The 26,798-nt window shown below is 39.7% G+C and carries 33 protein-coding genes and 1 pseudogene; 2 read left to right on the forward strand and 32 right to left on the reverse strand.

Annotated features, from left to right (window positions below):
- Positions 1–92 precede the first annotated feature (92 nt).
- From IEX12_RS04555 to IEX12_RS04565, 3 genes and pseudogenes are all read right to left on the reverse strand, one after another.
- A pseudogene (locus IEX12_RS04555) lies at positions 93–970 on the reverse strand (superoxide dismutase).
- A gap of 91 nt (positions 971–1,061) precedes the next feature.
- Entirely contained in the window at positions 1,062–1,658 is a 597-nt protein-coding gene (scpB, locus tag IEX12_RS04560) for an SMC-Scp complex subunit ScpB (protein ID WP_088050509.1), read from the reverse strand.
- Complete coding sequence (locus IEX12_RS04565) at positions 1,655–2,395, reverse strand: segregation/condensation protein A (protein WP_188724737.1); 741 nt, start codon at positions 2,393–2,395, stop codon at positions 1,655–1,657. Before IEX12_RS04565 ends, scpB begins: the two co-directional genes overlap by 4 nt.
- Positions 2,396–2,677: 282 nt before the next feature.
- Here IEX12_RS04565 and IEX12_RS04570 point away from each other — a divergent pair, with 282 nt between their 5' ends.
- On the forward strand, positions 2,678–2,761 hold the full coding sequence (locus IEX12_RS04570; RefSeq protein WP_064503397.1) for a YjcZ family sporulation protein: 84 nt from the start codon (positions 2,678–2,680) through the stop codon (positions 2,759–2,761).
- 162 nt (positions 2,762–2,923) lie between these two features.
- Here the strand turns inward: IEX12_RS04570 and IEX12_RS04575 are convergent, their stop codons facing one another.
- The 22 genes from IEX12_RS04575 to IEX12_RS04680 all read right to left on the reverse strand — a co-directional run bounded on the left by IEX12_RS04575 (position 2,924) and on the right by IEX12_RS04680 (position 21,645).
- Positions 2,924–3,295 carry a GNAT family N-acetyltransferase gene (locus tag IEX12_RS04575; protein ID WP_088050511.1) on the reverse strand — a complete coding sequence of 124 codons (372 nt, stop codon included), beginning with the start codon at positions 3,293–3,295 and terminating at the stop codon, positions 2,924–2,926.
- 311 nt (positions 3,296–3,606) lie between these two features.
- Positions 3,607–4,068, reverse strand: a complete 462-nt coding sequence (locus IEX12_RS04580) for a M50 family metallopeptidase (protein ID WP_088050512.1) — start codon at positions 4,066–4,068, stop codon at positions 3,607–3,609.
- 42 nt (positions 4,069–4,110) lie between these two features.
- Positions 4,111–4,548 carry a peptidylprolyl isomerase gene (locus tag IEX12_RS04585; protein ID WP_088050513.1) on the reverse strand — a complete coding sequence of 146 codons (438 nt, stop codon included), beginning with the start codon at positions 4,546–4,548 and terminating at the stop codon, positions 4,111–4,113.
- A gap of 461 nt (positions 4,549–5,009) precedes the next feature.
- On the reverse strand, positions 5,010–6,314 hold the full coding sequence (lysA, locus tag IEX12_RS04590; RefSeq protein ID WP_102415136.1) for a diaminopimelate decarboxylase: 1,305 nt from the start codon (positions 6,312–6,314) through the stop codon (positions 5,010–5,012).
- Positions 6,315–6,593: 279 nt separating this feature from the next.
- Positions 6,594–8,090, reverse strand: a complete 1,497-nt coding sequence (locus IEX12_RS04595; RefSeq protein WP_088050515.1) for a spore germination protein — start codon at positions 8,088–8,090, stop codon at positions 6,594–6,596.
- A 29-nt stretch (positions 8,091–8,119) separates the two neighbouring features.
- Positions 8,120–8,548, reverse strand: coding sequence for a stage V sporulation protein AB (locus IEX12_RS04600; protein ID WP_088050516.1), 429 nt, complete (start codon positions 8,546–8,548; stop codon positions 8,120–8,122).
- Positions 8,535–9,143, reverse strand: coding sequence for a stage V sporulation protein AA (locus tag IEX12_RS04605; protein ID WP_088050517.1), 609 nt, complete (start codon positions 9,141–9,143; stop codon positions 8,535–8,537). The genes IEX12_RS04600 and IEX12_RS04605 overlap by 14 nt, the downstream gene beginning before the upstream one ends.
- A gap of 89 nt (positions 9,144–9,232) precedes the next feature.
- Positions 9,233–9,985: an RNA polymerase sporulation sigma factor SigF gene (sigF, locus tag IEX12_RS04610; RefSeq protein ID WP_088050518.1), complete on the reverse strand. Its 753-nt coding sequence runs from the start codon at positions 9,983–9,985 to the stop codon at positions 9,233–9,235.
- Positions 9,986–9,997: 12 nt separating this feature from the next.
- Complete coding sequence (gene spoIIAB, locus IEX12_RS04615) at positions 9,998–10,438, reverse strand: anti-sigma F factor (RefSeq protein ID WP_088050519.1); 441 nt, start codon at positions 10,436–10,438, stop codon at positions 9,998–10,000.
- Entirely contained in the window at positions 10,435–10,788 is a 354-nt protein-coding gene (gene spoIIAA / locus IEX12_RS04620; protein WP_088050520.1) for an anti-sigma F factor antagonist, read from the reverse strand. The genes spoIIAB and spoIIAA overlap by 4 nt, the downstream gene beginning before the upstream one ends.
- Positions 10,789–10,951: 163 nt before the next feature.
- A complete protein-coding gene (locus IEX12_RS04625; RefSeq protein ID WP_102415135.1) occupies positions 10,952–12,136 on the reverse strand; it encodes a D-alanyl-D-alanine carboxypeptidase family protein in 1,185 nt (394 codons plus the stop codon).
- Between the two features lie 190 nt (positions 12,137–12,326).
- The gene (locus IEX12_RS04630) at positions 12,327–13,637 is read right to left on the reverse strand and encodes a pyrimidine-nucleoside phosphorylase (RefSeq protein ID WP_088050522.1); all 1,311 of its coding nucleotides are present in this window, start codon (positions 13,635–13,637) and stop codon (positions 12,327–12,329) included.
- Positions 13,634–14,473, reverse strand: coding sequence for a purine-nucleoside phosphorylase (locus IEX12_RS04635; RefSeq protein ID WP_088050523.1), 840 nt, complete (start codon positions 14,471–14,473; stop codon positions 13,634–13,636). The genes IEX12_RS04630 and IEX12_RS04635 overlap by 4 nt, the downstream gene beginning before the upstream one ends.
- An 85-nt stretch (positions 14,474–14,558) precedes the next feature.
- On the reverse strand, positions 14,559–15,734 hold the full coding sequence (deoB, locus tag IEX12_RS04640; protein ID WP_102415133.1) for a phosphopentomutase: 1,176 nt from the start codon (positions 15,732–15,734) through the stop codon (positions 14,559–14,561).
- A gap of 112 nt (positions 15,735–15,846) precedes the next feature.
- A complete protein-coding gene (locus IEX12_RS04645) occupies positions 15,847–16,041 on the reverse strand; it encodes a hypothetical protein (RefSeq protein ID WP_088050525.1) in 195 nt (64 codons plus the stop codon).
- 104 nt (positions 16,042–16,145) lie between these two features.
- Complete coding sequence (gene xerD, locus IEX12_RS04650; protein ID WP_088050526.1) at positions 16,146–17,036, reverse strand: site-specific tyrosine recombinase XerD; 891 nt, start codon at positions 17,034–17,036, stop codon at positions 16,146–16,148.
- Between the two features lie 5 nt (positions 17,037–17,041).
- On the reverse strand, positions 17,042–17,239 hold the full coding sequence (locus tag IEX12_RS04655; RefSeq protein WP_088050998.1) for a DUF4227 family protein: 198 nt from the start codon (positions 17,237–17,239) through the stop codon (positions 17,042–17,044).
- Between the two features lie 366 nt (positions 17,240–17,605).
- Positions 17,606–18,286: a DUF421 domain-containing protein gene (locus IEX12_RS04660; RefSeq protein WP_088050527.1), complete on the reverse strand. Its 681-nt coding sequence runs from the start codon at positions 18,284–18,286 to the stop codon at positions 17,606–17,608.
- A gap of 252 nt (positions 18,287–18,538) precedes the next feature.
- On the reverse strand, positions 18,539–18,994 hold the full coding sequence (fur, locus tag IEX12_RS04665; protein ID WP_088050999.1) for a ferric iron uptake transcriptional regulator: 456 nt from the start codon (positions 18,992–18,994) through the stop codon (positions 18,539–18,541).
- 118 nt (positions 18,995–19,112) lie between these two features.
- Complete coding sequence (spoIIM, locus tag IEX12_RS04670) at positions 19,113–19,751, reverse strand: stage II sporulation protein M (protein ID WP_088050528.1); 639 nt, start codon at positions 19,749–19,751, stop codon at positions 19,113–19,115.
- 172 nt (positions 19,752–19,923) lie between these two features.
- A complete protein-coding gene (locus tag IEX12_RS04675; RefSeq protein ID WP_088050529.1) occupies positions 19,924–21,096 on the reverse strand; it encodes an endonuclease Q family protein in 1,173 nt (390 codons plus the stop codon).
- Positions 21,097–21,099: 3 nt separating this feature from the next.
- Complete coding sequence (locus IEX12_RS04680) at positions 21,100–21,645, reverse strand: NUDIX hydrolase (RefSeq protein WP_188724739.1); 546 nt, start codon at positions 21,643–21,645, stop codon at positions 21,100–21,102.
- Positions 21,646–21,757: 112 nt separating this feature from the next.
- On the opposite strand from IEX12_RS04680, the gene IEX12_RS04685 reads away from it, so the two are divergent.
- The gene (locus IEX12_RS04685) at positions 21,758–22,678 is read left to right on the forward strand and encodes an aldo/keto reductase (RefSeq protein ID WP_188724740.1); all 921 of its coding nucleotides are present in this window, start codon (positions 21,758–21,760) and stop codon (positions 22,676–22,678) included.
- Positions 22,679–22,814: 136 nt separating this feature from the next.
- Here IEX12_RS04685 and IEX12_RS04690 read toward each other — a convergent pair whose 3' ends face one another.
- The 7 genes from IEX12_RS04690 to IEX12_RS04715 form a co-directional block, all read right to left on the reverse strand.
- Complete coding sequence (locus tag IEX12_RS04690) at positions 22,815–23,162, reverse strand: DinB family protein (protein WP_308777368.1); 348 nt, start codon at positions 23,160–23,162, stop codon at positions 22,815–22,817.
- 192 nt (positions 23,163–23,354) lie between these two features.
- Positions 23,355–23,852, reverse strand: coding sequence for a GNAT family N-acetyltransferase (locus IEX12_RS04695; protein ID WP_188724741.1), 498 nt, complete (start codon positions 23,850–23,852; stop codon positions 23,355–23,357).
- A 69-nt stretch (positions 23,853–23,921) separates the two neighbouring features.
- On the reverse strand, positions 23,922–24,902 hold the full coding sequence (locus IEX12_RS04700; RefSeq protein WP_102415132.1) for a CPBP family intramembrane glutamic endopeptidase: 981 nt from the start codon (positions 24,900–24,902) through the stop codon (positions 23,922–23,924).
- A 111-nt stretch (positions 24,903–25,013) separates the two neighbouring features.
- On the reverse strand, positions 25,014–25,511 hold the full coding sequence (locus IEX12_RS23300) for an alpha/beta fold hydrolase (RefSeq protein ID WP_230856026.1): 498 nt from the start codon (positions 25,509–25,511) through the stop codon (positions 25,014–25,016).
- Between the two features lie 200 nt (positions 25,512–25,711).
- The gene (locus tag IEX12_RS23305; RefSeq protein WP_230856027.1) at positions 25,712–25,984 is read right to left on the reverse strand and encodes an alpha/beta fold hydrolase; all 273 of its coding nucleotides are present in this window, start codon (positions 25,982–25,984) and stop codon (positions 25,712–25,714) included.
- A gap of 23 nt (positions 25,985–26,007) precedes the next feature.
- Positions 26,008–26,199 (reverse strand): hypothetical protein, encoded by a 192-nt coding sequence (locus IEX12_RS04710; RefSeq protein ID WP_088050534.1) that lies wholly within the window; start codon positions 26,197–26,199, stop codon positions 26,008–26,010.
- Between the two features lie 39 nt (positions 26,200–26,238).
- Positions 26,239–26,787 carry a Rossmann-fold NAD(P)-binding domain-containing protein gene (locus tag IEX12_RS04715; protein ID WP_088050535.1) on the reverse strand — a complete coding sequence of 183 codons (549 nt, stop codon included), beginning with the start codon at positions 26,785–26,787 and terminating at the stop codon, positions 26,239–26,241.
- Positions 26,788–26,798 lie beyond the last annotated feature (11 nt).

The raw sequence follows: 26,798 nt of genomic DNA on the forward strand, positions 1-26,798 counted from the left end.
TTTATGCCGGACAGCTTTCGATATGAATAAAATGTTGGTGCTTTTTGGTTAATCAAAATACAGCAGAACCCCATCACGCTTCATTTATAATGTCAAAACAGTGGCCATTTAACTTTTTTCCCTTCCATGTATCTTTTATTAACATCATCCCAATTAACAACGTTCCACCAATTGTCGATATATTCATTTTTATTTGTTTTATATTGTAAATAGTAGGCATGTTCCCACATATCTAATACTAGTAAAGGAATAATATCCGCAATTTGAAAAAGCTGATGCTTTTCAAATGTTTGTAAAACGAGCCTCCCGCTTCTTGGATTCCATGCCAGTATTGCCCAGCCGACCCCCTCAACGGATGCAGCTGCCTTTGTAAATATGTCTTTAAAAGCTCCCCACGATCCAAAATCTTTCGTTATACGCTTTGCGATTTCACCAACAGGCTTTTTACCCGATTCCGGAGTCATGTTAAACCAGAAAATCGTATGCAGGTTATGCCCGGAGCCATGGAATGCCTGTTCCCTTAACCAATGTTTGATCAGATTATCCTCCTTCTTTGTTTTGCTTTATACAATTCTTTCTCTGCTTTATTTAATCCATCAACATAGGATTGGTGATGCTCATCATGGTGAAGACGCATAATTTCTTGATTAATATATGGTTCCAGCGCATCATATGCATAAGGAAGCGGCGGAAGTCTATGCTTTCCGTATGGAACAGCTCTTTCCAGCCCATGATTTGTTTCTGCTCTCATTTCGGAAAGCATTCGTTCCCCCTCATCTCGTAGTGAAATCAACTCCTGCTCCCCAAGATCTGCCATAGAGGAAAGACCTTTTTTCACCTTGTCTTGCCATGCCTCCAGTTCCTTGATCCGATAACTGGAAATTCCCTCTTGTGAAGCAGATAACGCCCTTTTTGTATCTTCTCCCCATTGCCAAAGACTTTTCAAATAAGACTGTTTACGATTATTCATAAAATCACCTCCATGTATCGTATGCCTATCTGAATCAGAAGTGTGTAAAAAAATTAACAAAACCCTTGCAGTAAAATAGTATGCAAGGGTTCTAGTCAGCCATGTTGTTATCCATTTGTGTATGAAACTTTTCAAAAAATAAATCGGCTTCGTGCTCGATATCTTCCTGATCAACATTTTCAGGTAATGGTGGTAATTCCTCTAACGATGTAAGGCCAAAATAGATTAAAAAATCTTTACTTGTCCCGAACAGGATCGGCCTGCCAACACCATCCCGCCTTCCTACCTCTTCAATCAGCGATCTGGAAAGCAATGTCTGTACTGGTCGATCACTCTTTACCCCGCGGATTTCCTCAATTTCTGTTCTGGTTATTGGCTGCCGGTAAGCAATAATTGCCAACGTTTCCAAAGCCGCCTGTGACATTCGTGACGTTTGCGGAGTTTCCAGCAGCCTTTTGAAATAGGCGCTATGCTCCGGTTTTGTTGTTAAATGGAACACTTGATGCGATTGCATAATCATCATCCCGCGTTCGACATGCTCATAATCGTATTTTAATTCCTCAAGCAGATGTTCAACCGTCGCTGCATTTACTTCGAGTATTCGTGACAATTGCTTGACAGTGATTCCATCATCACCACTGGCAAACAGCAATCCTTCAAGAATTGCTTTTAGCTCTGTCATCTTCATTCATTTTCCCCCATATAAAACACGTATAATGTCTCAAGCTGTTTCTCCTGTTCACAATACACTGCTTTATTTTTCATTAATTCCAATAGTGCCATAAACGTTACCACAATATGAGAACGTGATCGATAGCTGAACAGATGATCAAACGAAACACCAGCCTGCGCATTTTTGACAACTTGTATGACTTCCTCCATCCGTTCCTCAATCGAAATTTCAATACGTTTTATGGTCGTTTCCATTGGCTCTTTCCACTTTTTCCGTTCTAGCATTTTGCCAAGGGCTCCTAACATTTCATATATCGAAATGTCACCTTGAACAACCGGCTGCTGCAAATCAATATCATCAAACACGACTGGTGATCGTGTAAAAATTTGATTCGCATCCATTTCTTTTTCTTTTAAATTTTCAGCAGCTTGTTTATATTTTCGGTACTCAATCAACCTGCCCATCAACTCATCACGAGGATCTTCTGCATAGTCATCCTCTTCCGTATCCATTTCCTGTTTGGGCAGCAGCATCTGGCTTTTTAACGCGAGCAACGTTGCCGCCATAACCAAATATTCACTGGCAATATTTAGTTCCAATTGCTGCATGGTATGGATATATTCCATATATTGCTCCGTAATTTGGGCAACAGGAATATCATATATATCAATCTCATAACTGTTAATTAAGTGTAATAACAAATCAAGCGGACCCTCAAATGAATCTATTTTTACCTGATATGCTTGATTCATCCTGCTTCTTCCTTTCACTTTGTTATGGACGGATTCACCTGAAAAAAATAAAGAACCGTCATAATCGCCTATACAATCTGCTGATTACCTACATACGTTATTAACGTAAGATAAATGTTTTTAAAGAGGAAGTTCAAAAAGTCCGGTAAAAAGGATACTTCGATGTTTTCAGCTGGCCAGTTTCTAGTGTCGCGTCGAAGTTTATGGTCCTTATTATCCCTCCTTTTTGAACTCACTCGAATAAGACATTTATTCTTTAAGACGAAAAGGAGGAATTTCATTATGGGTGCAGGTTATGGCGGTGGATTTGCGTTAATCGTCGTATTGTTCATTTTACTCATCATCGTTGGTGCTGCATGGCTATAAAAAGGTAAGATTGAATTGCATATGCAATACCAGGTTGATTGACCAATCATTCTTTTGTTAACAATGAACGGTTACAAAGAGCCAACCCGATCATAAAGGGTTGGCTCTTTGACCATCCATAAACCATTTAAACGTAATATGAAGGACTTTCATAAAGAAGTTTTAGTCGTCTTCCTTCTCTTTGTCATCCTGACCACATTTATTATAAAATGTCTGGATATTTTCTTCTGCACAGACAGCATATTTATCCTGGTACATATTGTTTATCGCATGGACCATTTTTCGGCCGATTCCTGAATTCCGATGTGACGGGTTAACTGATATATGCTGAATAACCGCGTTAATATCATCTTCTATTCTTAATCCAATTGCACCTAGAACGTCATCTTCTTTCCAAAGAAAAAGATGCCAATCCGGATTTTCTTCGTATTCTTTTATGGTTTGCTGCAATTTTTTTACATCTTTTTCTTCTGGCATAAAAGATAGTAAACCCATTGCAATTTTTTCCAAATTCCTTTTATAACGAATTAACATAGATACCCCTCATTATGAAAATAACTTTCCAACCACGGAGAGTAGAAAAACATCCTGCAGCGTCTGCCCCAAAATAGTTAAACTTATTTCGAATCAGCAGTTGTATATTATCTATTAATGCCCTAACAAATTGCAATTGTCAAATTCAACTAATTAAAAAACAAACGCAACCCAATAAATAATGCCCCATATCATGCCAATTACAAGTAGTATTGAAAACAAAATCCAATTTTTTTTACGTTGATTCAACCTTCATTCATCCCTTTACAGCATTGACAGCTTTCCATTAAGTCATACTACTATTTATTCGGTTATTTGAAATTTGTGTACGTTTGTGAAACTGTTTTTACGATTGTATAGCCATCCGATTGTTTTCCGTTTAGTTTAAATGGAATAATATTGATAACGGCAAGCCAGATATTAAATAAAATCAATACTTGCACAAAGACATTGGAGGAACCGAACAAAACGCAAACGATAGCTGCTGCAAGCCCATTGCTGACAGGGCCCGCCAGACTAATACAAATTTTCTCCATTGGTTTATACGGAATGTTTCGTTCACTATAGGCAGAACCACCCAAAAAGAATAGCGTAAATACATCTATTTGTATTTGTTTAAATGAAAAAGTAATAAGCTTTTTTCCAGCCCCCACGGAAAGCGTTATAGAATCGGCTTTTGCCCATTTTGCACCAAGTACATGTCCAAGTTCATGTAACATTGTACTTACCGGAGCTGTAAAAAGCACGAGCCATAATAATAAATAAATATCCATACATCACTTCCTAAAGCTAAACGGGAAATGTCACATGCAAAGCTACACTTCAAACACCTTTATTTCCTTCATTACATCACCATTTTGCATTTCTTTCGCATGTTCAATTCCGGATGTTACTTGTCCAAAAACAGTGTGTACACCATCTAAATGCGGCTGGGCTTCATGAACGATGAAGAACTGGCAGCTTCCGGTATCCTTACCGGCATGTGCCATTGATAATGAACCTTCGACATGTTTATGCGGGTTCCCTTCCGTTTCGCACTTAATGGTGTAGCCCGCAGAGCCGGTACCATTCCCGTTTGGGCAACCACCCTGGCTGACAAATCCGGGAATAACACGGTGGAACGTTAATCCATCATAAAAATTTTCATTTGCCAATTTTTCAAAGTTCGCCACCGTACCTGGGGCTTCCCCCGGATACAAATCAAATTCAATTTTGTTCCCGTTTTCCATCAAAATATATCCTTTTTTAGTCATTGCTGCATCTCCTTTTTCAATTGATAAGAAAGTATAAAAATCCAGACTCTATTCTGCTCATGCCAGAGTAGGCCACGTCCGGCTCCAGCGCCCAGCGGCTAGTATGCAACACCCGCCTCCGTAAAATAAGTCAACATCGGTTCGAGTAAGAAGGAAGGCCGACTAAAAGCGGACTTTGCGTCCAACTCACGTTTACCCCTTTTTTTGTGGCATGTTTCCTTTATCTCCTACGGTTGTTTGTTCGGTTAAGATCGCTGCTCCCGGCAGCAACACCGAACCACCTGCGTTGCGCGGGCGCAGCATATACGCCGCTAATCAGGCGCTTCCGCCTTTGTTCTGTGTGTTCATGTTTTTATGTAATGTAAATCAATGTTCATCTTATCATTAATTTGGATATTTTAAAAGAATAATTAAACGCGCCCCACTAATAGACCTAGTTACTGGGCGCGTTACTAGCGAATTTATTCATAGGACAGGTCGTGCTTTACCACATCCTGATACGTTTCTCTGGCAACAACAAGCTTGTCTATGCCGTCTTCTGCAAAGATAACAGCCGGGTTGGGAAACCGGTTGTAATGATTGGCCATGGAATATCCATAGGCACCGGTTGAAAAGACAGCAAGAATATCACCATCATCAACATCTGGTACCGGTAAATCCCAAATTAACATATCACCGGATTCACAGCATTTCCCGGCAATCGACACTGTCTGTGTAGGCGGAAAATCTGCTTTATTTGCAATGACACCATCATATTTTGCTTGGTATAACGCAGGACGCAAATTATCAGTCAAACCGCCATCAACCGATAGATACTGCCGGACTCCCGGAATTTGTTTCATGGCTCCAACCGTATATAATGTTATTCCCGCGTTCCCGGCGATGGAACGGCCTGGTTCAATCCAGATCTCCGGTAAAGGAATGGATAACTTCGCAGCGTGCTGCTTGACAGCTTCCGCAAGTGCCTCAGCATATCTGCTTAATTGGATTGGATTATCTTCCTCTGTATAACGAATCCCAAAACCGCCGCCAAGGTTTAACACTTCCGGTATATAGCCATACAGTTCGCGCCATTTTGCAATTTCGGCAAAAAGATGATCTGCTGCCATCAAAAAACGATCCGTCTCAAATATTTGTGACCCAATATGGCAATGCAGCCCCTTCAACCGGATAAATGGATGATTATGCAGCAGTTGAAACGCCTTATAAGCTTGTCCGTTCCGTAAATTAAAACCAAATTTGGAATCCTCATTTCCCGTCATAATGTACTGATGTGTTTTCGATTCAATACCGGGCGTAACCCGCATTAAAACGTCCATTTGTTTGTCATGCTTTTTCAACAACGTATCCACAAGCGCTATATCATGAAAATTGTCAATTACAATACAGCCAATGTCATGTTCAATAGCCATGTTGACTTCATTCATACTTTTATTATTTCCATGCAAGTGAATGCGTTCTACCGGAAAATCGGCCTGTAATGCTGTATATAATTCCCCTTCAGAAACAACATCCAGGCTTAAATTTTCCTGCTTCACTACCTGAAGCATCGCAATCGATGAAAAGGCTTTGCTAGCATAAGCAACCTGTGCTTTTATATCCAGCCGTTCAAATGTATTAACGAATGCCCGGCAATTTTTTCGAATCAATGAAACATCATAAACATATAAAGGTGTACCATATTTTTTTGCTAAATCTATTGTATTTAATCCGCCGATCATTAAATGTCCCTGATCGACTGAAAATGGATGGTTATCGATTATCATGTACTTCCCCTGCCCTACTGCTATATATTATTAAAAAGTATAAAAATTTAGGTCCGATATTGTTCGTGGCAAGGTGAGCCACGTCCAGCTCCAGCGCCCAGCGGCTAGTGGACTTCCTTCACCTCCGTACGATAAGTCAACATCGGTTCGCTTCCAGCTCACCGTGTTTCCTTTATCTCCTTCGGCTCAGTCCACTCCATACGCCGCTAACCGGGCGCTTCCGCTTTTGTTCTTAAAAAACTTTATCACAATAAAGCAAAAATGAAAAGGGGGAGATGTTTATTCCCCTTTTTTTACAGGATACAGGGGCTGCCGGTAAGTATTTCTTGGATGGACAATACTTGGACGGCTGTTATCGTATGGTACTGGAACACGGATCATTAGATTCTTTAATGCTTTTGCGTTAAATGGGATAAATGGCCAAAAGTAAGGTGTCCGCAGTGATTTTAAATTGACGATAAAGAGAATAAATACGGTAACCCCTATCGCCAAACCAATTAATCCGAAAATCGCCGTAAGCAATACTAAAAACAAACTAACCATTTTATTTGCAACACTAAGCTCATAACTAGGTGTGACATAAGCACCAATTGCACTGACGGAAACGTACAATATTACTTCCGGGCTGAGCATTCCTACGTCAATTGCAATTTGCCCAATCAGTACCGCAGCAATTAAACCCATTGCTGTCGATAAGGGCGTCGGTGTATGGATCGCAGCCATTCGTAAAAATTCAACACCAACAATACCGAGAATGATTTGCACGTAAATAGGAATATTCCCCTTTTCATTTGGCCCAATGTACGACAATGGATCTGGCAGTAAAGTTGGTTCCATGGCAAATAACAGCCATAACGGCAAGAGAAAAATGGACAACAATACGGCAAGAAAGCGTATCAGTCGGATAAAGGTACCGACGGCAGGTCTTTGGCGATATTCTTCTGCATGTTGAAGATGGTGAAAAACAGTCGTCGGCAAGATAATCACACTTGGTGACGTATCGACAATAATTATTACATGACCTTCCAGTATATGATGGGCAGCAACATCTGGCCGTTCCGTATAGCGAACCATTGGATATGGATTCCATTTGCTTTTAATGATAAATTCTTCCAGTGTTTTATCAGCCATGGACATGCCGTCAATTTCTACTTCCCTAATTTTTTCCTTGATTAACTTTACTAATCCATCATCGACGACATCCTGTAAATAACTGATACAAATATCCATTTTTGAACGCTCGCCGACCTTCAGCATTTCATTGCGCAACCGTTCATCACGAATTCTTCGCCTCGTAAGGGAGGTATTTTCGATAACATTCTCTGTATAGCCATCCCTGGAACCCCGCACAACATGCTCTGTATCCGGTTCTTCCGGAGTTCGTCCGGGGTAATGGCGTACATCGATGATAAAAGCCTCTTTTTCACCATCAACAAAAATGACAATTAAACCGGAAAGCATTTGATCGACTACTTCATCCATTGATTTTGTGTGTGCAACCTGCTGATGTACCAATCTGTTTTCAACAATTTCCCGAACCTTTTTGCGATTTCCCTCATTATCATTAATTTGAACCAGGACTTTCATAATTTGAATGACGTTGGAGGAATCAACCAAACCGTTCACATAATAAAGCTGGATTTTGGTTTTCAATACTGTTATTTCCCGAAACCCAGCATCAAACGAGACACCAATTCCAATGTGTTTCTTCATGTAAGCTTCTGTATCCTTGATGTCAGGTGAAATCGGACTTTTGTTTTCTTTCGTTTCCGCCATTGTCTATTAACACTCCATTCGATTGTTCCTTACTTGACAAAAATCAGCCATTGAAACAGGGAACCGGCAATTTTCCCGAACACGATAGCCATAAGCAATCCAAATAAGTATCGTTCCATCCCTATCCGCTTGGAGATAATTGGAAAAACATTCAGTACTTCCGTTAAGGCTGCTGCTAACATACCATTGAAAATACCATGGAATCCGCCCCAGATAATGAACAAAACATGGGGTTGATTCCATGTTACATTTGTAAAAGAAATATACGTTCCAAATAAAAGTCCTGCTATCACACATACACCATAAACCCGAGTCAGGCCATCTGTTTTACTCAACTGAATCAGCCTGGGAATAATACCCAAAACAGTTAAAAACGCAACAAATCCACCTCCAACAGCAAGACCACCCGCAAATCCAATAATTATTTCGACGATAATATGGAAACTATGATTTATCATTTAATTCATTTTCATAATGAATGACATATTGGTTAAGATCCTGCTGATAATTAAAAATTTCAATTTCAAGTGGACTTGGCTCTTCGTTAAACCGTTTTTTAAACCAATGATTGAAAAACAGCAGCATGCCGATTCCCAAACCAAATGAATATGGTATTTGAATCCATAGCGGGTACTTATTATGCTCACCAGTTAAGATATAATGCAATTTTTGCTGTACCTCCTGCATACTCACATCATAATGAAAGTTCATGATGGTCATCGCTGCTCCAATGAATAATAACACCCACACAAATGCTGCAAGCAAAATCGATGGTGATTTTTTTCTTTCCACAATCCGGATAATCGTCTGGGCCGGACCAACAAGCTGAAATTCTAACCCCGGAAATAATTTTCGTAAGTGATCAATGATAATAAAGCTATCAATAATAACGATATTCCGGTCTTTTTTAGTAATGCGGTACAGGACAGTCTCTTCCATTTCCTGTTTATGTTCTGAAGATGTTGATAAATAGGCAATATCTTGCAGATGAATTGTTTGGAGTTCGGTTATCTCAATACTTTTCTTCATTCGGATATAAACGATGTCAGTCATACATATCACCCCATGCATGTAGTATTCGTTAAAAATGTTATTTTATAAGCAAAAAAGCAAAACACCTCATGCTGGTGTTTTGCTTTTGGCTATCCCATTATATCTTTCATGTCATGTAATATTTTTTTCTCTAACCGCGATACCTGGACTTGTGAGATTCCTAATCTTTCTGCGACCTCGGACTGGGTTTTGTCCTTATAATACCGCAAATAAACAATTAGCCGCTCCCGTTCATTTAACCCCCTAATGGCTTCCTGCAATGAAATTTTATCAAACCATCTTGTATCCGGATCAGCAATCTGGTCCAATAAGGTGATGGGATCCCCATCATTTTCAAACACCGTTTCATGAATGGAATGCGGTGATTTCGCAGCTTCTTCGGCATGTACCACATCCTCAGGTGAAATGTTTAGTTCATCCGCTATTTCGTGAATCGTTGGCGACCTTCCCAGCCTTTTCGTTAATTCATCTTTTTTCCGGCGAATTTTATTTCCTATTTCCTTTAATGAACGGCTTACCTTAATACTTCCATCATCCCTGATAAACCGTTGTATTTCCCCAATAATCATGGGAACTGCATAAGTGGAAAACCGGACATCGTAGGCCAGATCAAACTTGTCGATTGACTTAATCAAGCCGATACAGCCAATTTGAAATAAATCATCTGGATCATAGCCACGGTTGATAAAGCGCTGAACTACGGACCAGACAAGTCGTATATTTTTCTCAACGAGTAAATCTCTAGCATCTTTATCGCCTTGCTGACTTTTATAAATATACTCTTTTACTTGTTCATCGGTTAAAGGATCTTTACGATTTAAATGCTTTACATTTACATCCATGGGCAAGTCTCCCTACTTGCTTACCGTTCTGTTTTTCGTTAACTGTTTTGTCATCTGTACGGTTGTTCCTGCACCTGGTTCCGAGATAACTTTAACCGAATCCATAAAATTCTCAATAATCGTAAAACCCATTCCAGATCGTTCCAATTCCGGTTTTGATGTAAACAATGGCTGTCTTGCCTCTTCGACATCGCCGATTCCGATACCATCATCTTTAATGGTTAGTTCAAGCTCATCATCCCTTAATGCACATGTAATAGAAACTTTATGATCCGGTTCATTGTTGTACCCATGAATGATGGCGTTCGTTACCGCTTCCGATACAACTGTTTTAATTTCCGTCAATTCATCCATCGTCGGATCCATTTGCGTGACAAATGCTGCCACGGTGACACGGGCAAACGACTCATTTTCACTGACACTGGAAAATTCTACAACCATTTCATTATTCATGAAGCCACCCCTAACGTAACTAACGCATATTGTTCGTTCTCCTCCAGCCGGACAATTTTGAAAATGCCGGACATTTCAAATAAACGATTAACTGCTGGCGAAACGGAACATATGACCATTTCTCCACCTAGCTGCAGCACTTCTTTATATCGTCCTAATATCACCCCAAGTCCCGAGCTATCCATAAATGAAACAGATTCCAAATTAAGAACAACATGCTTTACAGCGTTTTTATACATCATGTCCTTCCATTCGTTACGCAGGTTCTCCGTTTCGTGGTGATCGAGTTCACCGGACAAACGAACAATTAAAACATCTTCTTTCACATCAAACATTGTCTCAAGCCCCATTTTATGTCTCCTCCTCACAATACGTTGTACCTTTTCATTTCCATATAAAGCGGGTCAATTCCTGCACGTTGACAAAAGAAGAAGAAATTCGACCAAAATAGTGCAAAAGCGTAAGGAGTCTTTCCCTTGATCTTCAGTTTTTGCCCTCATTTCTCCCCGAACGTTAACGGCTTTTTGCCATTTCACCAATGGAACGTTTAAATAACGTTAAAAACGATGCAGGCTCCACATCTTTTCCAATCGTTAATGGCGTTTCGGACAACACTTTATTCCCGTTTTTGACAACTAATGTCCCCACATGATCCCCTTTTTTCAATGGCAAAGTAAAATTACTTTTCAGTTTAACAACAGTTTTAATATCTTTTGGTTCTTGGCCTTTTTTGTGAAGGGTACTAATTGATTCCGACGCAACAACGTCTATCTTCTCATCCTCAGCTTTTAATAAATTTAATGTTGTAATTGGCTGCCCTTTTTCAAATAATTTCTTTGTTCCAAACTGATTAAAGGCATAATCTAGCATCTGGGTAACGGTTGCATTACGTTCTTTTGTTGTTTTTGCCCCCATAACGACAGCAATGACGCGCATATTTTCTTTCTCGGCAGTCGCTGTCAAGCAATATTTCGCCTCATTTGTATAACCAGTTTTGAGTCCATCAACACCAGGGTAAAACTTCACCAGTTTATTGGTATTGACTAACCAGAACTCATCCTCTGTTCCTTTTCGTAAATAATCCTCATAGATTGATGTGTAATCCGTGATCTTTTCGTATTTTAATAGTTCTTTTGCCATTACCGCCATATCATAGGCAGTACTGTAATGATCCTCTGCCGGAAGTCCGGTGCAATTTTGAAAATGTGTATTTTTTAAACCTAATTCTTTTACTTTTTTATTCATCTTTTTGACAAATGCTTCTTCACTGCCGGCTAATCGCTCAGCCATTGCCACACTCGCATCGTTTCCCGACGCAATGGAAATACCCTTTAATAGATCATTGACGGTCATTTCCTCACCAGCTTCCAAGAATAATTGAGATCCTCCCATGGATGCTGCTCGTTCACTTATTTGAATTTTTTCATCGAGCTTTACGTTTCCTTTGTCCAGCTCCTCCATAATTAATAATAGGGTCATAATTTTTGTCATACTTGCAGGCGGAAGCTTTTCGTTTGCATTTTTATCGAATAGCATTTTTCCCGTGTCACGTTCCATTAGTATTGCTGACTTTGCATCAGGTGCAAGGTTTGGAGTTTGATCCGCTTCAGCAGCATCCTTCTCCTCGGCAAATACAGGTACCGTCGTGGCGCATAGTAATGAAAGAACCATACTAACTAGTAAAACATATTTTTTCATAACCTTACCTCCAAGAGTCAATATAACTCTAGGATTGCCATGAATATAATTTTTTATAACTTAAAAAAGCACACATAATTAATGTGTGCTTTTATCTGCTAGGAAATTCAATTTTTAATGAATTGCGAATAACAGTGCTAATTGGCTATGTCCAAATCTGGTTCAACCGCAGGTGTGCTTCCGCCTGTGTTTATCGTTGTTTTGTAACAACATCATGAATTAAAGATGGTGCAGAAACATGCTCATCGGAAATAGCGATACTAGCATATAATTTTTCTTTAACATCCTCAATTGAATCCTGATTCGTATGGATGGTTAACAGCGATTCCCCTTCTTTGACAGGATCACCAACCTTTTTATTTAAAACAATTCCGACAGCTAAATCAATAACTGATTCTTTTGTCGCACGGCCAGCCCCAAGCATCATGGCAGCCGTACCGACATCATCGGCGACAATGTGTTGAATGGTTCCGGATTTTTTGGCCGACAATTCGATTTTGTTGGTGGCTTGCGGAAGCAAATCTGGATTATCGGCAACCGATGCATCACCACCCTGTGACGCTAGAAAAATTTTAAATTGCTCCAATGCTTTGCCGTTTTCGATATTTGCTTTCAATTTTGCTTTTGCCTCGTCCAGACTGCCTGCTTTGTTAGCTAAAACAACCATCTGGCTGCCTAAGGTTAAGCACAGCTCGGTTAAGTCCTCCGGCCCGTTCCCTTTTAATGTATCGATTGCTTCTTTTACCTCAAGTGCATTGCCAATTGCCTTACCAAGCGGCTGGCTCATATCCGAAATCACCGCCATTGTTTTTCTGCCGACGTGATTACCGATGGAAACCATTGCATGTGCCAGCTCCCGAGCATCATCGAGATTTTTCATGAATGCACCTGCTCCAGTCTTGACATCAAGCACAATCGCATCAGCTCCGGAGGCAATCTTTTTACTCATAATCGAACTTGCGATTAGTGGAATTGAATTTACGGTAGCTGTAACGTCCCGCAGACTATAAAGTTTTTTATCAGCAGGTGTTAAATTGCCTGTCTGACCAATAACCGCAACTTTATTTTTATTTACCAAATTAATAAATTCATCGCCCGTTATTTCAACGTGAAATCCGGGAACAGCTTCCAATTTATCAATTGTGCCCCCGGTGTGGCCTAAACCTCTGCCACTCATTTTTGCGACAGGCACGCCTAGTGACGCTACAAGAGGTGCCAAAATTAATGTTGTCGTATCCCCAACACCACCTGTCGAATGTTTATCAACCTTTATACCGGAAATGGCTGACAGATCTATTTTGTCACCGGAATCGACCATTGCTGAGGTTAAAATAGCCCGTTCTGCTTTCGTCATATCCTGAAAATAAATGGCCATCAATAATGCACTAACTTGATAATCAGGGATTTCCCCATTCGTATATCCATTAACGAAAAAATGTATTTCCTGTTCGGTCAGTTCTCCTCCATCCCGTTTTTTCTCTATAATGTCAAACATTCTCATTTCATATCACCTTTTTCTGTTGGTAATGTACGGACAATTTCCTGTACAAATTGTAAAAAGTTTTCCCGAACCTTTTCCGTTGTTTCGATTACTTCTTGATGGGTTAATGGCTGATCCAAGATCCCTGCTGCCATGTTGGAAATACAAGAAATTCCCAACACACGTAAATCTGCATGACCGGCAACAATTACCTCTGGAACGGTTGACATACCGACAGCGTCACCACCCCATCTCCGTAGCATCTTAATTTCTGCCGGTGTTTCATACGCAGGACCGGTATTACCAACGTATACCCCTTTTTGAATACCGACAGCTAATTTTTTCGCACAAGCTTCCGCGTGCTTGATGTATGCCTTATCATACACTTGCGACATATCGGGGAACCGTGCTCCAATAGCCTCATCGTTTGGACCGATGAGCGGATTTGTCCCCATATTATTGATATGATCGGTTATTAACATCAGATCGCCAGGAGCAAAGCTTTCATTTATCCCTCCAGCCGCGTTTGTCACCACAAGTGAGGTAATACCGATTTCTTTCATAACCCGTACTGGAAACGTTACCTGTTTCATGGAATAACCTTCATAAAAATGAAACCGTCCTTGCATGGCAATAACTTGTTTACCTTCCAAAACTCCCGCCACAAGCTGTCCTTTATGGCCTGAAACCGTTGATACAGGAAAATGCGGGATTTCGCTATACGGAATAACAACCTGATTTTCTATTTTATCTGCTAGTACGCCTAAACCAGAGCCTAAAATCAAACCGATCGATGGTTCAGCTGTTAATTTTTCCAGGATAAACGTGCTTGCTTCGTTGATTTCTACCTGATTCATGTAGATACTTCCTCTCCTAAAAATTGTCGTTATGTATGGTTCGGAAACCGCCATTTCATACACTGGTTTCCGAGGTGTACCTGCTTTAAATCTCCGTTAAAAAACTTTTGCCGTACGCAGGCATTTTCACATCAAAGTTATCGGCAATAGTTGCCCCAATGTCGGCGAAGGTTTCCCGTAATGGCAATTGTTTTCCCTCGCTACTATTTGGATGATAAACAAGTAATGGGACATATTCGCGTGTATGGTCTGTTCCGTGGTGGATTGGGTCATTTCCGTGATCAGCAGTAATAATCAGCAAATCGTTATCAGTAAGTTTTTCCAATACTTCCGGAAGTCTTGCATCGTATGCTTCCAATGCTTTTCCATACCCGATTGGATCACGCCTGTGACCATATTTTGCATCAAAGTCCACCAAGTTTAAAAAGCTGATACCGTTAAAATCTTTTTTCATCGATTCAACCAGTTTTGTCATCCCATCCTCGTTGTCTCTTGTCCGAATTGTCTCGGTAACCCCTTCACCATCATAAATATCAGAAATTTTCCCAAGCGCAATCACGTCATAGCCGCTATCCTTTAATTCGTTCATCACGGTACGGCCAAATGGTTTCAATGCGTAATCATGCCGATTGGAGGTCCGTTCAAATGCACCTGGTTTGCCAACAAATGGCCGGGCAATGACCCGCCCTACCATGTACCGTTCATCAAGGGTTAATTCGCGGGCGATTTCACAGATTTGATACAGTTCATCAAGTGGAACTACTTCTTCATGGGCGGCAATTTGTAATACGGAATCAGCTGACGTATAGACGATTAATGCACCGGTTTTCATATGCTCCTCACCAAGCTCATCAAGGATCGCGGTTCCTGATGCAGGTTTATTTCCAATAATTTTTCGTCCTGTTTTCGTTTCCAATTCGTTGATTAATTCAGGCGGAAATCCGTCGGGAAAAGTTCGAAAAGGCTGCTGAATGTTTAACCCCATGATTTCCCAGTGACCGGTCATCGTGTCTTTACCATTCGATGCTTCCTGCATTTTGGTGTATGAGGCCATTGGCGATGCAGCTTTTTCTATCCCGTCAATCTGTCTGATATTGCTAAGTCCTAATTTGCCCATATTCGGCATATCCAGCCCATTCATTTTCTCAGCAATATGACCTAATGTGTCGGCACCTGCATCACCAAATTTTTCTGCGTCTGGTGCTTCTCCGATTCCAACTGAGTCCATTACAATCAAAAATACGCGTTTAAATTTATCCATTATAAAACCTCCCATAGTTATCTTTCCTATTTATGTCTATTCTACTACTTTAGAGTACCATTTAACTGTCCTATACGAGTTAAATTAAATTCCGAAATAGCCACGTCCAGCTCTAGCGCCCAGCGGCTAGTGGACTTCCTTCACCTCCGTACGATAAGTCAACATCGGTGAAAGAGGAAGTTCGGTTAAAATCGCAACGTCCTGTTGCAACACCGAACTGACCTGCATCCTGCAGCCCCCAGCTCACCGTGTTTCCTTTATCTCCTGCGTAGGAATGTTCGGTTAAAATCGCCGCTTTGCGCGGCAACACCGAACCACCCTGCATGGCAGGGCGCAGTCCATACGCCGCTAACCGGGCGCTTCCGCTTTTGCGTTTATGTTGTAGGATGTCAGACAACTGCTCGTAAAAATTTATGCCCGTGGATGATAGGTTTTGTACACATCTTTCAATCTAGCTTTTGTTACATGTGTATAGATTTGTGTCGTGGAAATGTCCGCGTGCCCAAGCATTTCCTGTACTGAACGTAAATCAGCCCCATTTTCCAATAAATGTGTGGCGAATGAATGCCGTAATGTATGGGGAGTTATTGTTTTCGTGATACCCGCATCCCTTGCTTCGGCCTTAAGGATTTTCCAAAACCCCTGCCGTGTCAGTGGTCTGCCATGCTGATTGACGAACAACGCATCCGTCCCATTCCGTTTTACCAACCTGCTGCGTGCGCGCTGTAAATAATCATCCACAGCTTCTTTCGCAATATTGCCAAGCGGTACAATTCTTTCCTTCGATCCTTTACCAAGGCATCTAAGAAAGCCCATTGTCAAATGAAGATCAGTAACTTTAAGCGAAACTAATTCCGTTACCCTCAGTCCTGTTGCATACAATAATTCCAGCATTGCCTTATTCCGTATTTTCAATGGTGAATTCCCGCTGACGGAAAGCAAAGCTTCTACATCCTTTGGAGAAAGGATATCCGGAAGTTTTCTTTCCAGCTTCGGTGTTTCAATATGTAAACTGGCATCATGAGAAACTAGCTGTTCACCAATTAAAAAGCGATGCAATAATCGAATCGATGACAGGGTTCTGGCGATTGTCGCAGCGGATTTTCCGTTATCTTTTAACATATACAAAAATCCTGTAATATCGCTTCTTTGAACCATTTCCCACTTTGACCTTTGTGCGACTTTTTCAACGTAGTGAAGATAATGTTTCAAGTCCCGTCGATATGATTTTAATGTATTGTCAGATAACCCGCGTTCAATTTGCAGATAATGAAAAAAATCTTCTAATTGAGACACCAGCATAGCTATTACTCTCCTAATCGGAAAAATAAGTTCAAACGATCAACGAAACTTTGATCTGCCTTAAAGACTTTCACGGATGGACCTTCAGGCGAATCGTAACGATGCATTTGTTCATATTCGGTGTTCATAATCCGCAAACCGAAATAGAACAAAAACGTACAGGCAATGAAAATAACAAAAATTTTTATTGTATCCCATATCATCTGCTTCACGTGGCATATCCCCTTTTAAAATAGCTGCTTTATTTAAAAGATATGCCAAAAAAGAGGAACAATATACATACAAGCCTAAGAAAAACGTACATCTGCCTCATTATTTAATGGGTCAGAAACCGGATTCGCAGAAAACAGTACGTAATCGATTTCAATTACAACATTACCTACTTTCAAAATACCCTATTTTCTTCGGTTTGTAAATCAGGAAGACTGACTGCAGTTCTGCACTTCAGAGTCAGCGGAATACTCTCCAGAATAATGAAACACTATTAAGCATTTCATTAGAAAAACCTGGCGACGACAGAGAATTGTATATAACGAGCTAGTTTACCTAACGAAATAGATAAAGCAAAATTAGTAAGAGCTTCCCATTCCCAAATCGATCGTCACCAAATGGTGGTCTTTGTCACGTACGGCTGCATAGAAAATAGTTTCCTGATCTGGATAACCGGCTAATTGTAATTCTTTTTTCAGCCATTGTTCGTCTTTATTAAGATATTTTAAATTTCGATACTGAATCTTTCCTTCGACGATTACAGCTATCGGAATGCCTTGATAGTCGGTTTTCATCCCTAACTGGCCTGGTGTTACCGGCGCAGTCTCCCGTTTTGGGATAATACTAATCTCCCCACTCGTTTCAATAATGGCAAACTCAACAAGCGTTAAGTCTGGATAACCTTTTTCCCGGAGACTTGACAACACTCCAGCCAATGTAAAATGGGTCCGTTTTAAATTTTCCTTTATCAATTTTCCATGTTTAATTATCAAAGTAGGCTGACCGATGAAAATCTTATTCAGTGCATTGATAAGCGTAAGTTTCGATAAAACAATATGCAGGACACCGATAACCATTACCCCGACAATTGCATAGCTGAATTTTTCGGTAACTAATGGTCCCATTGCCAGCGTAATGACAAAGAAAATACCTGTCAAATCGTGAGCAGTTAATTGGGCGAAAGCAGATTTTCCCATTAGCCGGATAACACCAATAGCTATGATGTATAAAATAATCGCCTTTCCGATAAATAAAAACACAAACTAACCCCTGCCTTCAAAACAGTCTCCAAAATTAGTATGTGTTAATTTTGCAGAAATATTGTTACAGAAAAATCCATTTATTTCCTAATAATATGAGGTCTTTTTGCCCCTGTAAACACAAAAAACCGCCCAATTATGGACAGTTTTCCTTTCATTCCCTTTAACATCTCCACATACATCTTTTATATGTATGTAGCGAATTTCCTGTAGTCATTTTTACCTACAGGAAAAAACCTTCAGGGTATCAAATCATGTCGTTTTAACCGCAACTTTCTGACATTGCTTGCAAATACCATGAAATGTCAGGCGGTGGTCTTTTACTTGAAATCCCCAATCGTTCTCAACAATTTTCTCAACGTCTCCTAATAGATCATCGACAATCTCTTCAACCGATCCACATTCGATACAGACAAGATGATGATGAAAATGCTCTGCTCCTTCTTTACGCAGATCATAACGGGAAACCCCATCACCGAAGTTTATTTTATCAACAATTTTCAATTCCGATAACAATTCTAATGTACGGTAAACAGTAGCTAGTCCGATTTCCGGCGCTTTTTCTTTTACAAGTAAATAAATATCCTCGGCGCTAAGGTGGTCTTCCTCGCGTTCCAATAATACTCTAACCGTCGCTTCCCGTTGTGGAGTCAGCTTATAGCTTTGTGCATGGAGCTGCTTTTTAATCCGTTCAATACGGTGTTCCATGGCCATGCGGATCCCCTCCCTCTTATCCCCATCTTCATTATATGCATTGTGGAAACCAGTGTCAAAGTATAATTATTTTAAATTACTTCCAACAATTAATATTATATAATAATAATTATTATTTATAAAGTGACTTGATTAGAGCTTCCATCGCTTCGTTACTAACAAAGGCTTCCATACCCGCTGCAACAATGGAGAGACCCAATAAAAGGGAAAAGATGGTAACATATTTGCCAAACGGCTGCAAAATCGGTCTGGACAATTTATTGGTAAAAAGTTTGTTTAACAAGGTTAAAGAAAAAATCATCGACAAACTTCCGGCTGCAATGTAGATCGGGATAATGAGAAAGTTTTGCGGAGCAATCGCGAGTGATGCAAGTGCCAATCCCTTTATCCCAAGCTGATTTACAATAAAACCTACCGAAAAGCCAACGACTAATCCTTTTAAAAATAATAAAATCCAAACAATTGGCAGTCCGATAACGGATAAACCTAATACAAACAAAAGCAATAAATATTTCGTATGGTAAAAAAAGCTTTCTTTTAAAATTTCCACATTTTCAATCTGTTCCTTATCCGTAATTTGTCCAAAAAAACGTTCTAAATAAAAAAACAAATCCTGTTTCTGAACAAAATGCATGCTGTTCACGATAATCGCACCAAAAATAACGCCGGTTAAAAACAAAATAATCATAAACAGGTATATTGCCGCATGTTCCTTTACGTGATTTACTGCCAGAGTTCTCTTTTGGTACATCGGAATCCTCCATTCAAATTCAAAGCTAAATAACATTTTGACACAGATCGTCTAAATCGCTTTTAAAAGATTATGTGTATAGTTAAAATCTATGAAGAATTCCTGTTAAAAATACCAAATTTACTTTTTCCATACGTATTTTTTATAGTTTTATTGTGGCAACTTGTTACGTTTATTCCGATTGGGCGATACTGCCATATCTTCCGCCACCGCCAGCATTGATCATCTGCCTCCCTTCTCGCATTTCGATAATAGCATTTGCTAGTTTATCCGGGACTATCTCTCGTAACTCTTCTAGTGTGGCATGGTGAATCACATTCATTTCCGTTTGAAATCGATCTAACAGCTTTTGGAATGTTTTTGGACCGAGTTTCGGCAAATACTCTAACGGAACCTGATACAAATAAAGCGGCCGTTCCCTCGTAACATTATCTGCGTCCGTTAATTCCTGTATACGGTCAAAAACACCATTGATAATTTTTTTCGAACCACAGCTTGGACATTGCTCCGTTTTATACGGTACTTTTGTCATACAATTGCTGCACACCGTTGTATGGTATTTACCCAATTGTGGATTCATCCCGAAATTTTTCGTTATTTTACGTCCATTCACTTCATGAAGTGCCCAATAAAATTCTGTAAACGAAGGCTCTTCCATCTGAATTTCCTGATACTCTCTCGCTATTTTTGCTAACGAGTGGGCATCCGAATTAGAAACAAACGTATAATCATGTAATTCACTGATCTGATCGGCCATATCGGTATCTGAGCTTAAACCAAGTTCGATTCCATCGATAAGGTCTGGATCAAATACTTCTTTTAGTGATTTGTGCACACCCTTCCCATACATGCTTTTAAACGGAGTAAATACATGAGCAGGGATAAAAATTCCTTCTAGTTCTTTCACTTTATATTGCAGCTCTTTGGCGGTTCCATAGTAGCGCTGGGAACTCAATGTAATATTTTTCATTTTCGTAGTCAGCCATTCGGAAAACAATTCCATTTTCTGGAGCGTCGGAAAAAAACAGAGCACGTGAATCGGGCCTTTACAATTCTCATCATAGACCTCTATTTCCGATCCCAATAGCAATGTCACCTTTTCAAACCGTACTCCTCCGTTATCCAGTTCAAAGGCAGCACCATTTTCGATTAGCTGCTTGATTTCCTGCTGCACAGCCGGGGCATGACTATCAATGACGCCAACCATTTGAATTCCTTTATTTCTGCTCGCTTCTTTTAAGATATTCGTTAATGTTAATGTTTTAGCGCCAGTTATTTTTACTGGCTTATCATACATATCTCTGCCAATATGTATGTGCATATCAGCGAAATAGGATTGTAACATGGTTTACATCATCTCCAACATTTCTAGGTAAAGAATCGCATAATTTGTTTTCGCATCGTGAATCCGCTGTTCTTTTACATATTGTTTTGCTTCTTCTAATGTTAATTCTATTAATTCAACAAATTCATCCTCATCACCAGCCACCTTTTTTGTTAAGGGCTGCAGCTGATCGGTTAAGTACATATGCATTAGTTCATCGGCAAATCCCGGTGACGTATAGAAGGATGTAACAAACTTAAGCTGATTTGTTGTATAGCCTGTTTCCTCTTCCAGTTCCCGTACTGCAGTAACTTCCGGCTTTTCCCCTTGTTCCAGTTTACCAGCAGGGATTTCAATGAGAGATTTCTCAAGTGGTTTCCGATATTGTTCAACAAAAATGATTTTCTTATCCTTCGTAATCGGAATAATGGCTACTGCACCCGGGTGTTTGATCAGCTCGCGTTTCGCCGTTTTCCCGTCCGGCAATGTCACCTCATCTACTTGCAATTTGACAACTTTACCATCGTATATCTTCTCGGTCCGAATTGTTTTTTCTTCAAATTTTTTCATGATATCAACCTCATTTTTTATACTACTGTCCATTTTACCATAATTGAAAAGCTTGAGTTTACCGCAAGCTATTTTTACAATAGGAATATATATTGGAAACGGAGGCAATGAAATGCAGAAAAATCAACTTGGAAAATCGGATTTATTTATTTCACAGTTAACACTCGGATGTATGTCACTGGGAACGGATAAAAAACAAGCGCAGACGATTATTGATCAAGCACTGAATGCTGGGATCAACCACCTGGATACTGCTGATCTGTATGATTTTGGCTTGAATGAGGAAATCGTTGGTCAGGCGATAAAAGATAAACGTGAGCAGGTCATTATCACGTCGAAGGTTGGCAATCATTTTAATCGTGACACAAAAGATTGGTTCTGGGATCCGTCCAAAGCACATATTATAGAAGGTTTGAAGGATAGTTTACAACGGTTAAAAACAGATTATATTGATTTTTACATGCTGCACGGCGGTACCATTGACGATCCGATTAATGAATCGATTGAGGCTTTTGAGGAGTTGAAAAAAGACGGGCTGATTCGTGCGTACGGAATTTCTTCTATTCGTCCTAATGTAATTCGGGAATATGTCAAACGTTCAAGCATTGATGCCGTAATGATGCAATATAGTATGCTCGATCGGCGACCGGAAGAGGAAATTTTGGATCTGCTCCAGCAAAATACTATCAGCGTTCTTGCCCGTGGGCCTTTGGCAAAAGGCATACTAAGCGACAATGGCGAAAAACAAATCGAGCGGAAATCACGCGAAGGCTATTTGGATTATACGTATGAGGAATTGGTCAAAGTTTATGATGAAATAAAAGATGTGATCGGCGATAGTGCCTCCTTCAACACTGCAGCACTGCAATACGTGCTTCATCATCCAGCAGTTGCCAGTGCTGTGTTCGGGGCAAGCTCAGTAGAACAGCTTCGTGAAAATACCGCAATTAGTCAGGCTGCTCCATTACCAGAAGAAAAATATCAAGCATTACAAGCAGTTACGAAACCCATGCAGTATACGAATCACCGGTAATAAATCAGGATCGCCATGGTATGGCGATCCTGGAATTTCACCGGTCTTGATTTCAAAGTGCCATGGTACGACTCTTAAAATGTCGTCCATTTTCATCATAAAGCTTTGGACAACTTAAGGATCAATAGCTTTTATACTATTTTCCTGGCTCAATCAAATCCGTATCGGCCGGTGTATAACCTAACTGCCGACTCATGGAGACAATTTGCCCTTTGTGGTGAAACTCGTGGGTAATGACGTGTGTGTAAAGCCAGAGAGGTGTTAAATCATCAGCTTCCTCTTGCCACGGAACAGGACCAGTAATCGCAATTTCCCACCGGCCTTCAAACTCCCTAAGAAACTCTTCAACAAGATTGTCTACCTCGTTAAAAACCTTGCGCATCTCCTGCACGTTACTTACTCGATCAGGAGTTGCCAGAGAAATTCCTTTCTTAAGTCCGAAATTCCCAAGCCAAGACTGATAACATTCGGCACACGTGCACATGAAGGTTTCGGATGGAACCCCAGCCAAATTTGTCAAGTTCGAAAATATAATCTTCTATTGCTAATGATTCACAATAATGAAATAAGTTCTCTCTGGTCAAACGTATCCAGTCATACTGTTTCTTTAATACATTCATAGGTTTTTCACACTCCTGAATGAAGGCTGATTTCTTCAGTTCAACTAACCGTAACTTTAAAAATAAAGTACCATAAGTTCCTCATCATAGTATCTATCATCAATCTTCAATGCTCTTTTATCTATTCCATACGTTTCAAATCCCAAAAAGCGATAGAGGTTTTTGGCAGATTCATTATTTGAAACAACAGACAAATGGACTTGTTCAATCCCGTTTAATTTCTCTGCCTGTTTAATTGCCTCTGCTAACAATTTTTTACCTATTCCATTGCCACGCCGTTCGGGTACTACATACATAGCGTAAATAGTTGCCCTATGTTTTATTTTTATTTTTTGTTCTTTTACTAAGCTAACTACCCCAAAAAGTTTTTCATTTTCAAATGCCCCAAAGGTGTATGAATGATCATCTTTTAACCTGTTTTGAAATACTTCCAGGGGATATTGTTTCTCCTCTTGATAACTTGAAGCGAATGCTTCTGGATTTGTTTGTAATGCTTGAAGCCTTATTTCTAGATATTTTTCAGCGTCCTTGTCATTTAGTTGCCTAATAAACACAGTATTTGATCCCCCTTTCATAGTGTAACTTCTTGTTGAATCTGGCAAAAGTTAGAAGGTTAAAAATTCTTACAAATAAAGTTCTTTTTTATGCCAATTGTGTTTTGGGTAAATGAAATCTAGCGCAATGGCACTTAATACACTTGGAAGCAAAATAAAAGCTAAAAATTGAAGGGTAAAAATTCCACTAACATCAAAATGATCATGGAGCCGACTTAAAATTTGTGTAGCTGTCATAATAGCAACGTGGAATCCAATCGCTGTCCAAACATTGCCTGAGACCGCCCTAAAATAACCTAAGATAAAAGCAAAGCCAGGAATAAACAAAAGCTGTTCCAAGGAATATATAGCCCCTATAAAATAACCAAATAACGAAAACAAAAGTGTTTGTAAGATAAGTGTCATCCAATGGGGAAACCATATATTTAAGTAACGATAAATATATCCTCTAAATATAATTTCTTCTGGTAATGCTTCTATCAAAAAAACAGTAATGAATAAGATCAATAAACTTAACACGAGGTGATTAAAATCTGTTTTCACTGTTATTTCAACCCATCCAACCATCAAACAAATTACCAAACCAATTAGTGCAGGAATAGCCCAGAGAATTAAGCCCACTAAAAATGAAAGGATATTTGTTCGTATAGGGCTTAGGTTGAGTTGTTTCCAAGAAATTTTGTCAATTCTACGTGCAAAATCTATTAAAATAACACTTAATATGGTAGTAATAACCGCAATAAAGAAGTGATTTATGCGGCTATATTCTCCCCCTGAACTTATATCACTAAGGTAGCTTATAAGGTTCCAAATGATAATAGATAATGTAACCACAACAAAAATTCTCATTAGTGTATTTTTCATTGTCAATTGATTTTTTTTAACCAAATAAACCACCTTTTTCTTTCTGACTATTTTTGACACAAACTTGAATTGTTGTTTCAAAATCATTATTTCGTTATGCCATGTCTCCCTTCGAACTTGTTTAAAGTCCTTAACTGCTCTTCCGTAATTCCTTTTTGCTTCCTGACTAATTGCCTGCAAATCCATCGAATGCAACCAATGTACTTTTCTTCTCTACTTTTTTTCTATCTTCCTCACTCCATTTTTACAGTTATTTGCACTATCATGTGTTTATTCAAGTGTCGTACTCTTCAGTATCTAACATCTTAAAATATCCTTTTCAATAATCTCGTAAAATCGCTCCTGTTCCTCAATATACGGTGAATGGGCGGAGTGCGAAAAGGTATACATTTTTTTCATTGGTGCTTCGATAGCCTCAAAATACCGTTTTGCTTGTGTATGTGTCGTTTGATAGTCATGTATCCCATGGATGATATAGACTGGAATTTCAAATTTTGGTGCCAACTCAACTAAATCACTTGTGGCCATCTCACGTGCTAACGAAAGATATGAATATGTACTGCCTAAAAGAATATTGATTCGCTCCTGCAATTTATAAGACCCGCAGCTTAATGTCTGAGCCATTGTACGTATGTTTGAATACTGTTTATGCGTCATGCCACCACCATATTTGTTTAAATACTTGCCCCGAATTCGGTTATATCCCCTATTTTCAAAATAGAATGGTAACTGCCTGAATTTCTTTTTGAGCCCTTTTGTCATTTTGTTCGATGGCTGTTTTAAGAAAAAATTCATATGCTTCCTTTTCCGATTTGTTTTGTGCACCTATTTGCCCTGTTCCTATATATGCCTCGTACGTCTTAGGAAACTTTGTCGCTACCAGACTGCCTAAAAGGGTACCCTATGAATGACCAAGCAAATAGATTTTTCTTTACCAAATTTCTTACACAAATATTCCGTTATTTCATTGGTATCCTCAATAAGCTGCTCTACCGTCAACGGGCTTTTGCTATTTCGTTGTTATAGGACATACCCGTTCCTCGTTGGTCCCAGTAGCAGACCGTAAAATAACGTTCCAATTTCAGCCCGGCTTTTTTAATCATCGGATATGCAGGAAATCCAGGGCCACCGTGCAAAAATAACAACACTGGACTGTTCGTATCATCCCCTTTAATCATCATCCCTTGTCTGTGACCATTAATCTCCACATACTCCTTCACAGTAATGCCGTTTTCAACGTCCTTGCCAGAAATATCTTCTGAAACCATTACTTCTCCCTCCCTTATTAAGGTTATTTCTCCATTTTTCTTATTTCGACGATGCCACCTATAAAACCGATAAAGCCGCCTGCTGCTAGAATAATAGGGATAAACGACAAATTCGATATGGAGTCTTTCGTTACTAATCCATACACACCGTAAATGCAGATGATAAGGCTGGAAATCAACCCGATTCGTGCTCTTGTTTTTTTGTTAAACTTCAACACCTCCCAAAAAGTAATAAGAAAATATCCTGGATTGTATTACGGTCTCTTCTCCCACGGTTCCAGTTGCCCAATTACCATCCTTTTCTTACTGTTTTTTATCGCCGTAATTACCCCTTCAGCAATTTCCTTATGATTCAACCACCTGGATGTATTCCCTTCTGCAACAAAACCAAGCTGTATGTCACGGTATTGACAGTTTTCTGGCGTTGAAACCTGCGATTGGATCGATTTTAAGTGATAGCTGCTGCCTTTAATATGAAAAAAATTATAAACTGCTTTTTGCCGGCTGCTGATTTCATCGAGGATTGCCGGAATTGCCTGCGGAGCATCTCCGTGCACCCACGCCACCACCGTATCAATAGCCCCATAATTGGCTATCGCGTTTTGTATAATCTCTCTTAATGCTTCCGTGTTTTTATAATCTTGGGAAACGAGATCTACATTAGCTGTTGAACCAGCAGATTGGAGACGATTCAGTTTTTCTCTGTTTCGTGCTATTACCGAAGTATAGGCGGATTGCTGAATAAGCCATTTTGAAACATCCATTAACATACCGGTTCCACCAATAATTAGTGCATGCTTCATATAATCACTTC

This window comes from Lentibacillus populi (genome assembly GCA_014642895.1).
Lineage (GTDB): Bacteria > Bacillota > Bacilli > Bacillales > Amphibacillaceae > Lentibacillus_C > Lentibacillus_C populi.

Coding starts and splice junctions, on each gene's coding strand:
- scpB (WP_088050509.1), bottom strand. CDS start 1,658: ATGAAGATGACAGAGCTAAAAGCAATTCTTGAAGGATTGCTGTTTGCC.
- IEX12_RS04565 (WP_188724737.1), bottom strand. CDS start 2,395: ATGAATCAAGCATATCAGGTAAAAATAGATTCATTTGAGGGTCCGCTT.
- IEX12_RS04570 (WP_064503397.1), top strand. CDS start 2,678: ATGGGTGCAGGTTATGGCGGTGGATTTGCGTTAATCGTCGTATTGTTC.
- IEX12_RS04575 (WP_088050511.1), bottom strand. CDS start 3,295: ATGTTAATTCGTTATAAAAGGAATTTGGAAAAAATTGCAATGGGTTTA.
- IEX12_RS04580 (WP_088050512.1), bottom strand. CDS start 4,068: ATGGATATTTATTTATTATTATGGCTCGTGCTTTTTACAGCTCCGGTA.
- IEX12_RS04585 (WP_088050513.1), bottom strand. CDS start 4,548: ATGACTAAAAAAGGATATATTTTGATGGAAAACGGGAACAAAATTGAA.
- lysA (WP_102415136.1), bottom strand. CDS start 6,314: ATGATAATCGATAACCATCCATTTTCAGTCGATCAGGGACATTTAATG.
- IEX12_RS04595 (WP_088050515.1), bottom strand. CDS start 8,090: ATGGCGGAAACGAAAGAAAACAAAAGTCCGATTTCACCTGACATCAAG.
- IEX12_RS04600 (WP_088050516.1), bottom strand. CDS start 8,548: ATGATAAATCATAGTTTCCATATTATCGTCGAAATAATTATTGGATTT.
- IEX12_RS04605 (WP_088050517.1), bottom strand. CDS start 9,143: ATGACTGACATCGTTTATATCCGAATGAAGAAAAGTATTGAGATAACC.
- sigF (WP_088050518.1), bottom strand. CDS start 9,985: ATGGATGTAAATGTAAAGCATTTAAATCGTAAAGATCCTTTAACCGAT.
- spoIIAB (WP_088050519.1), bottom strand. CDS start 10,438: ATGAATAATGAAATGGTTGTAGAATTTTCCAGTGTCAGTGAAAATGAG.
- spoIIAA (WP_088050520.1), bottom strand. CDS start 10,788: ATGGGGCTTGAGACAATGTTTGATGTGAAAGAAGATGTTTTAATTGTT.
- IEX12_RS04625 (WP_102415135.1), bottom strand. CDS start 12,136: ATGAAAAAATATGTTTTACTAGTTAGTATGGTTCTTTCATTACTATGC.
- IEX12_RS04630 (WP_088050522.1), bottom strand. CDS start 13,637: ATGAGAATGTTTGACATTATAGAGAAAAAACGGGATGGAGGAGAACTG.
- IEX12_RS04635 (WP_088050523.1), bottom strand. CDS start 14,473: ATGAATCAGGTAGAAATCAACGAAGCAAGCACGTTTATCCTGGAAAAA.
- deoB (WP_102415133.1), bottom strand. CDS start 15,734: ATGGATAAATTTAAACGCGTATTTTTGATTGTAATGGACTCAGTTGGA.
- xerD (WP_088050526.1), bottom strand. CDS start 17,036: ATGCTGGTGTCTCAATTAGAAGATTTTTTTCATTATCTGCAAATTGAA.
- IEX12_RS04655 (WP_088050998.1), bottom strand. CDS start 17,239: ATGATATGGGATACAATAAAAATTTTTGTTATTTTCATTGCCTGTACG.
- fur (WP_088050999.1), bottom strand. CDS start 18,994: ATGGAACACCGTATTGAACGGATTAAAAAGCAGCTCCATGCACAAAGC.
- spoIIM (WP_088050528.1), bottom strand. CDS start 19,751: ATGTACCAAAAGAGAACTCTGGCAGTAAATCACGTAAAGGAACATGCG.
- IEX12_RS04675 (WP_088050529.1), bottom strand. CDS start 21,096: ATGTTACAATCCTATTTCGCTGATATGCACATACATATTGGCAGAGAT.
- IEX12_RS04680 (WP_188724739.1), bottom strand. CDS start 21,645: ATGAAAAAATTTGAAGAAAAAACAATTCGGACCGAGAAGATATACGAT.
- IEX12_RS04685 (WP_188724740.1), top strand. CDS start 21,758: ATGCAGAAAAATCAACTTGGAAAATCGGATTTATTTATTTCACAGTTA.
- IEX12_RS04690 (WP_308777368.1), bottom strand. CDS start 23,162: ATGTGCACGTGTGCCGAATGTTATCAGTCTTGGCTTGGGAATTTCGGA.
- IEX12_RS04700 (WP_102415132.1), bottom strand. CDS start 24,902: ATGGATTTGCAGGCAATTAGTCAGGAAGCAAAAAGGAATTACGGAAGA.
- IEX12_RS23300 (WP_230856026.1), bottom strand. CDS start 25,511: ATGAATTTTTTCTTAAAACAGCCATCGAACAAAATGACAAAAGGGCTC.
- IEX12_RS23305 (WP_230856027.1), bottom strand. CDS start 25,984: ATGGTTTCAGAAGATATTTCTGGCAAGGACGTTGAAAACGGCATTACT.
- IEX12_RS04715 (WP_088050535.1), bottom strand. CDS start 26,787: ATGAAGCATGCACTAATTATTGGTGGAACCGGTATGTTAATGGATGTT.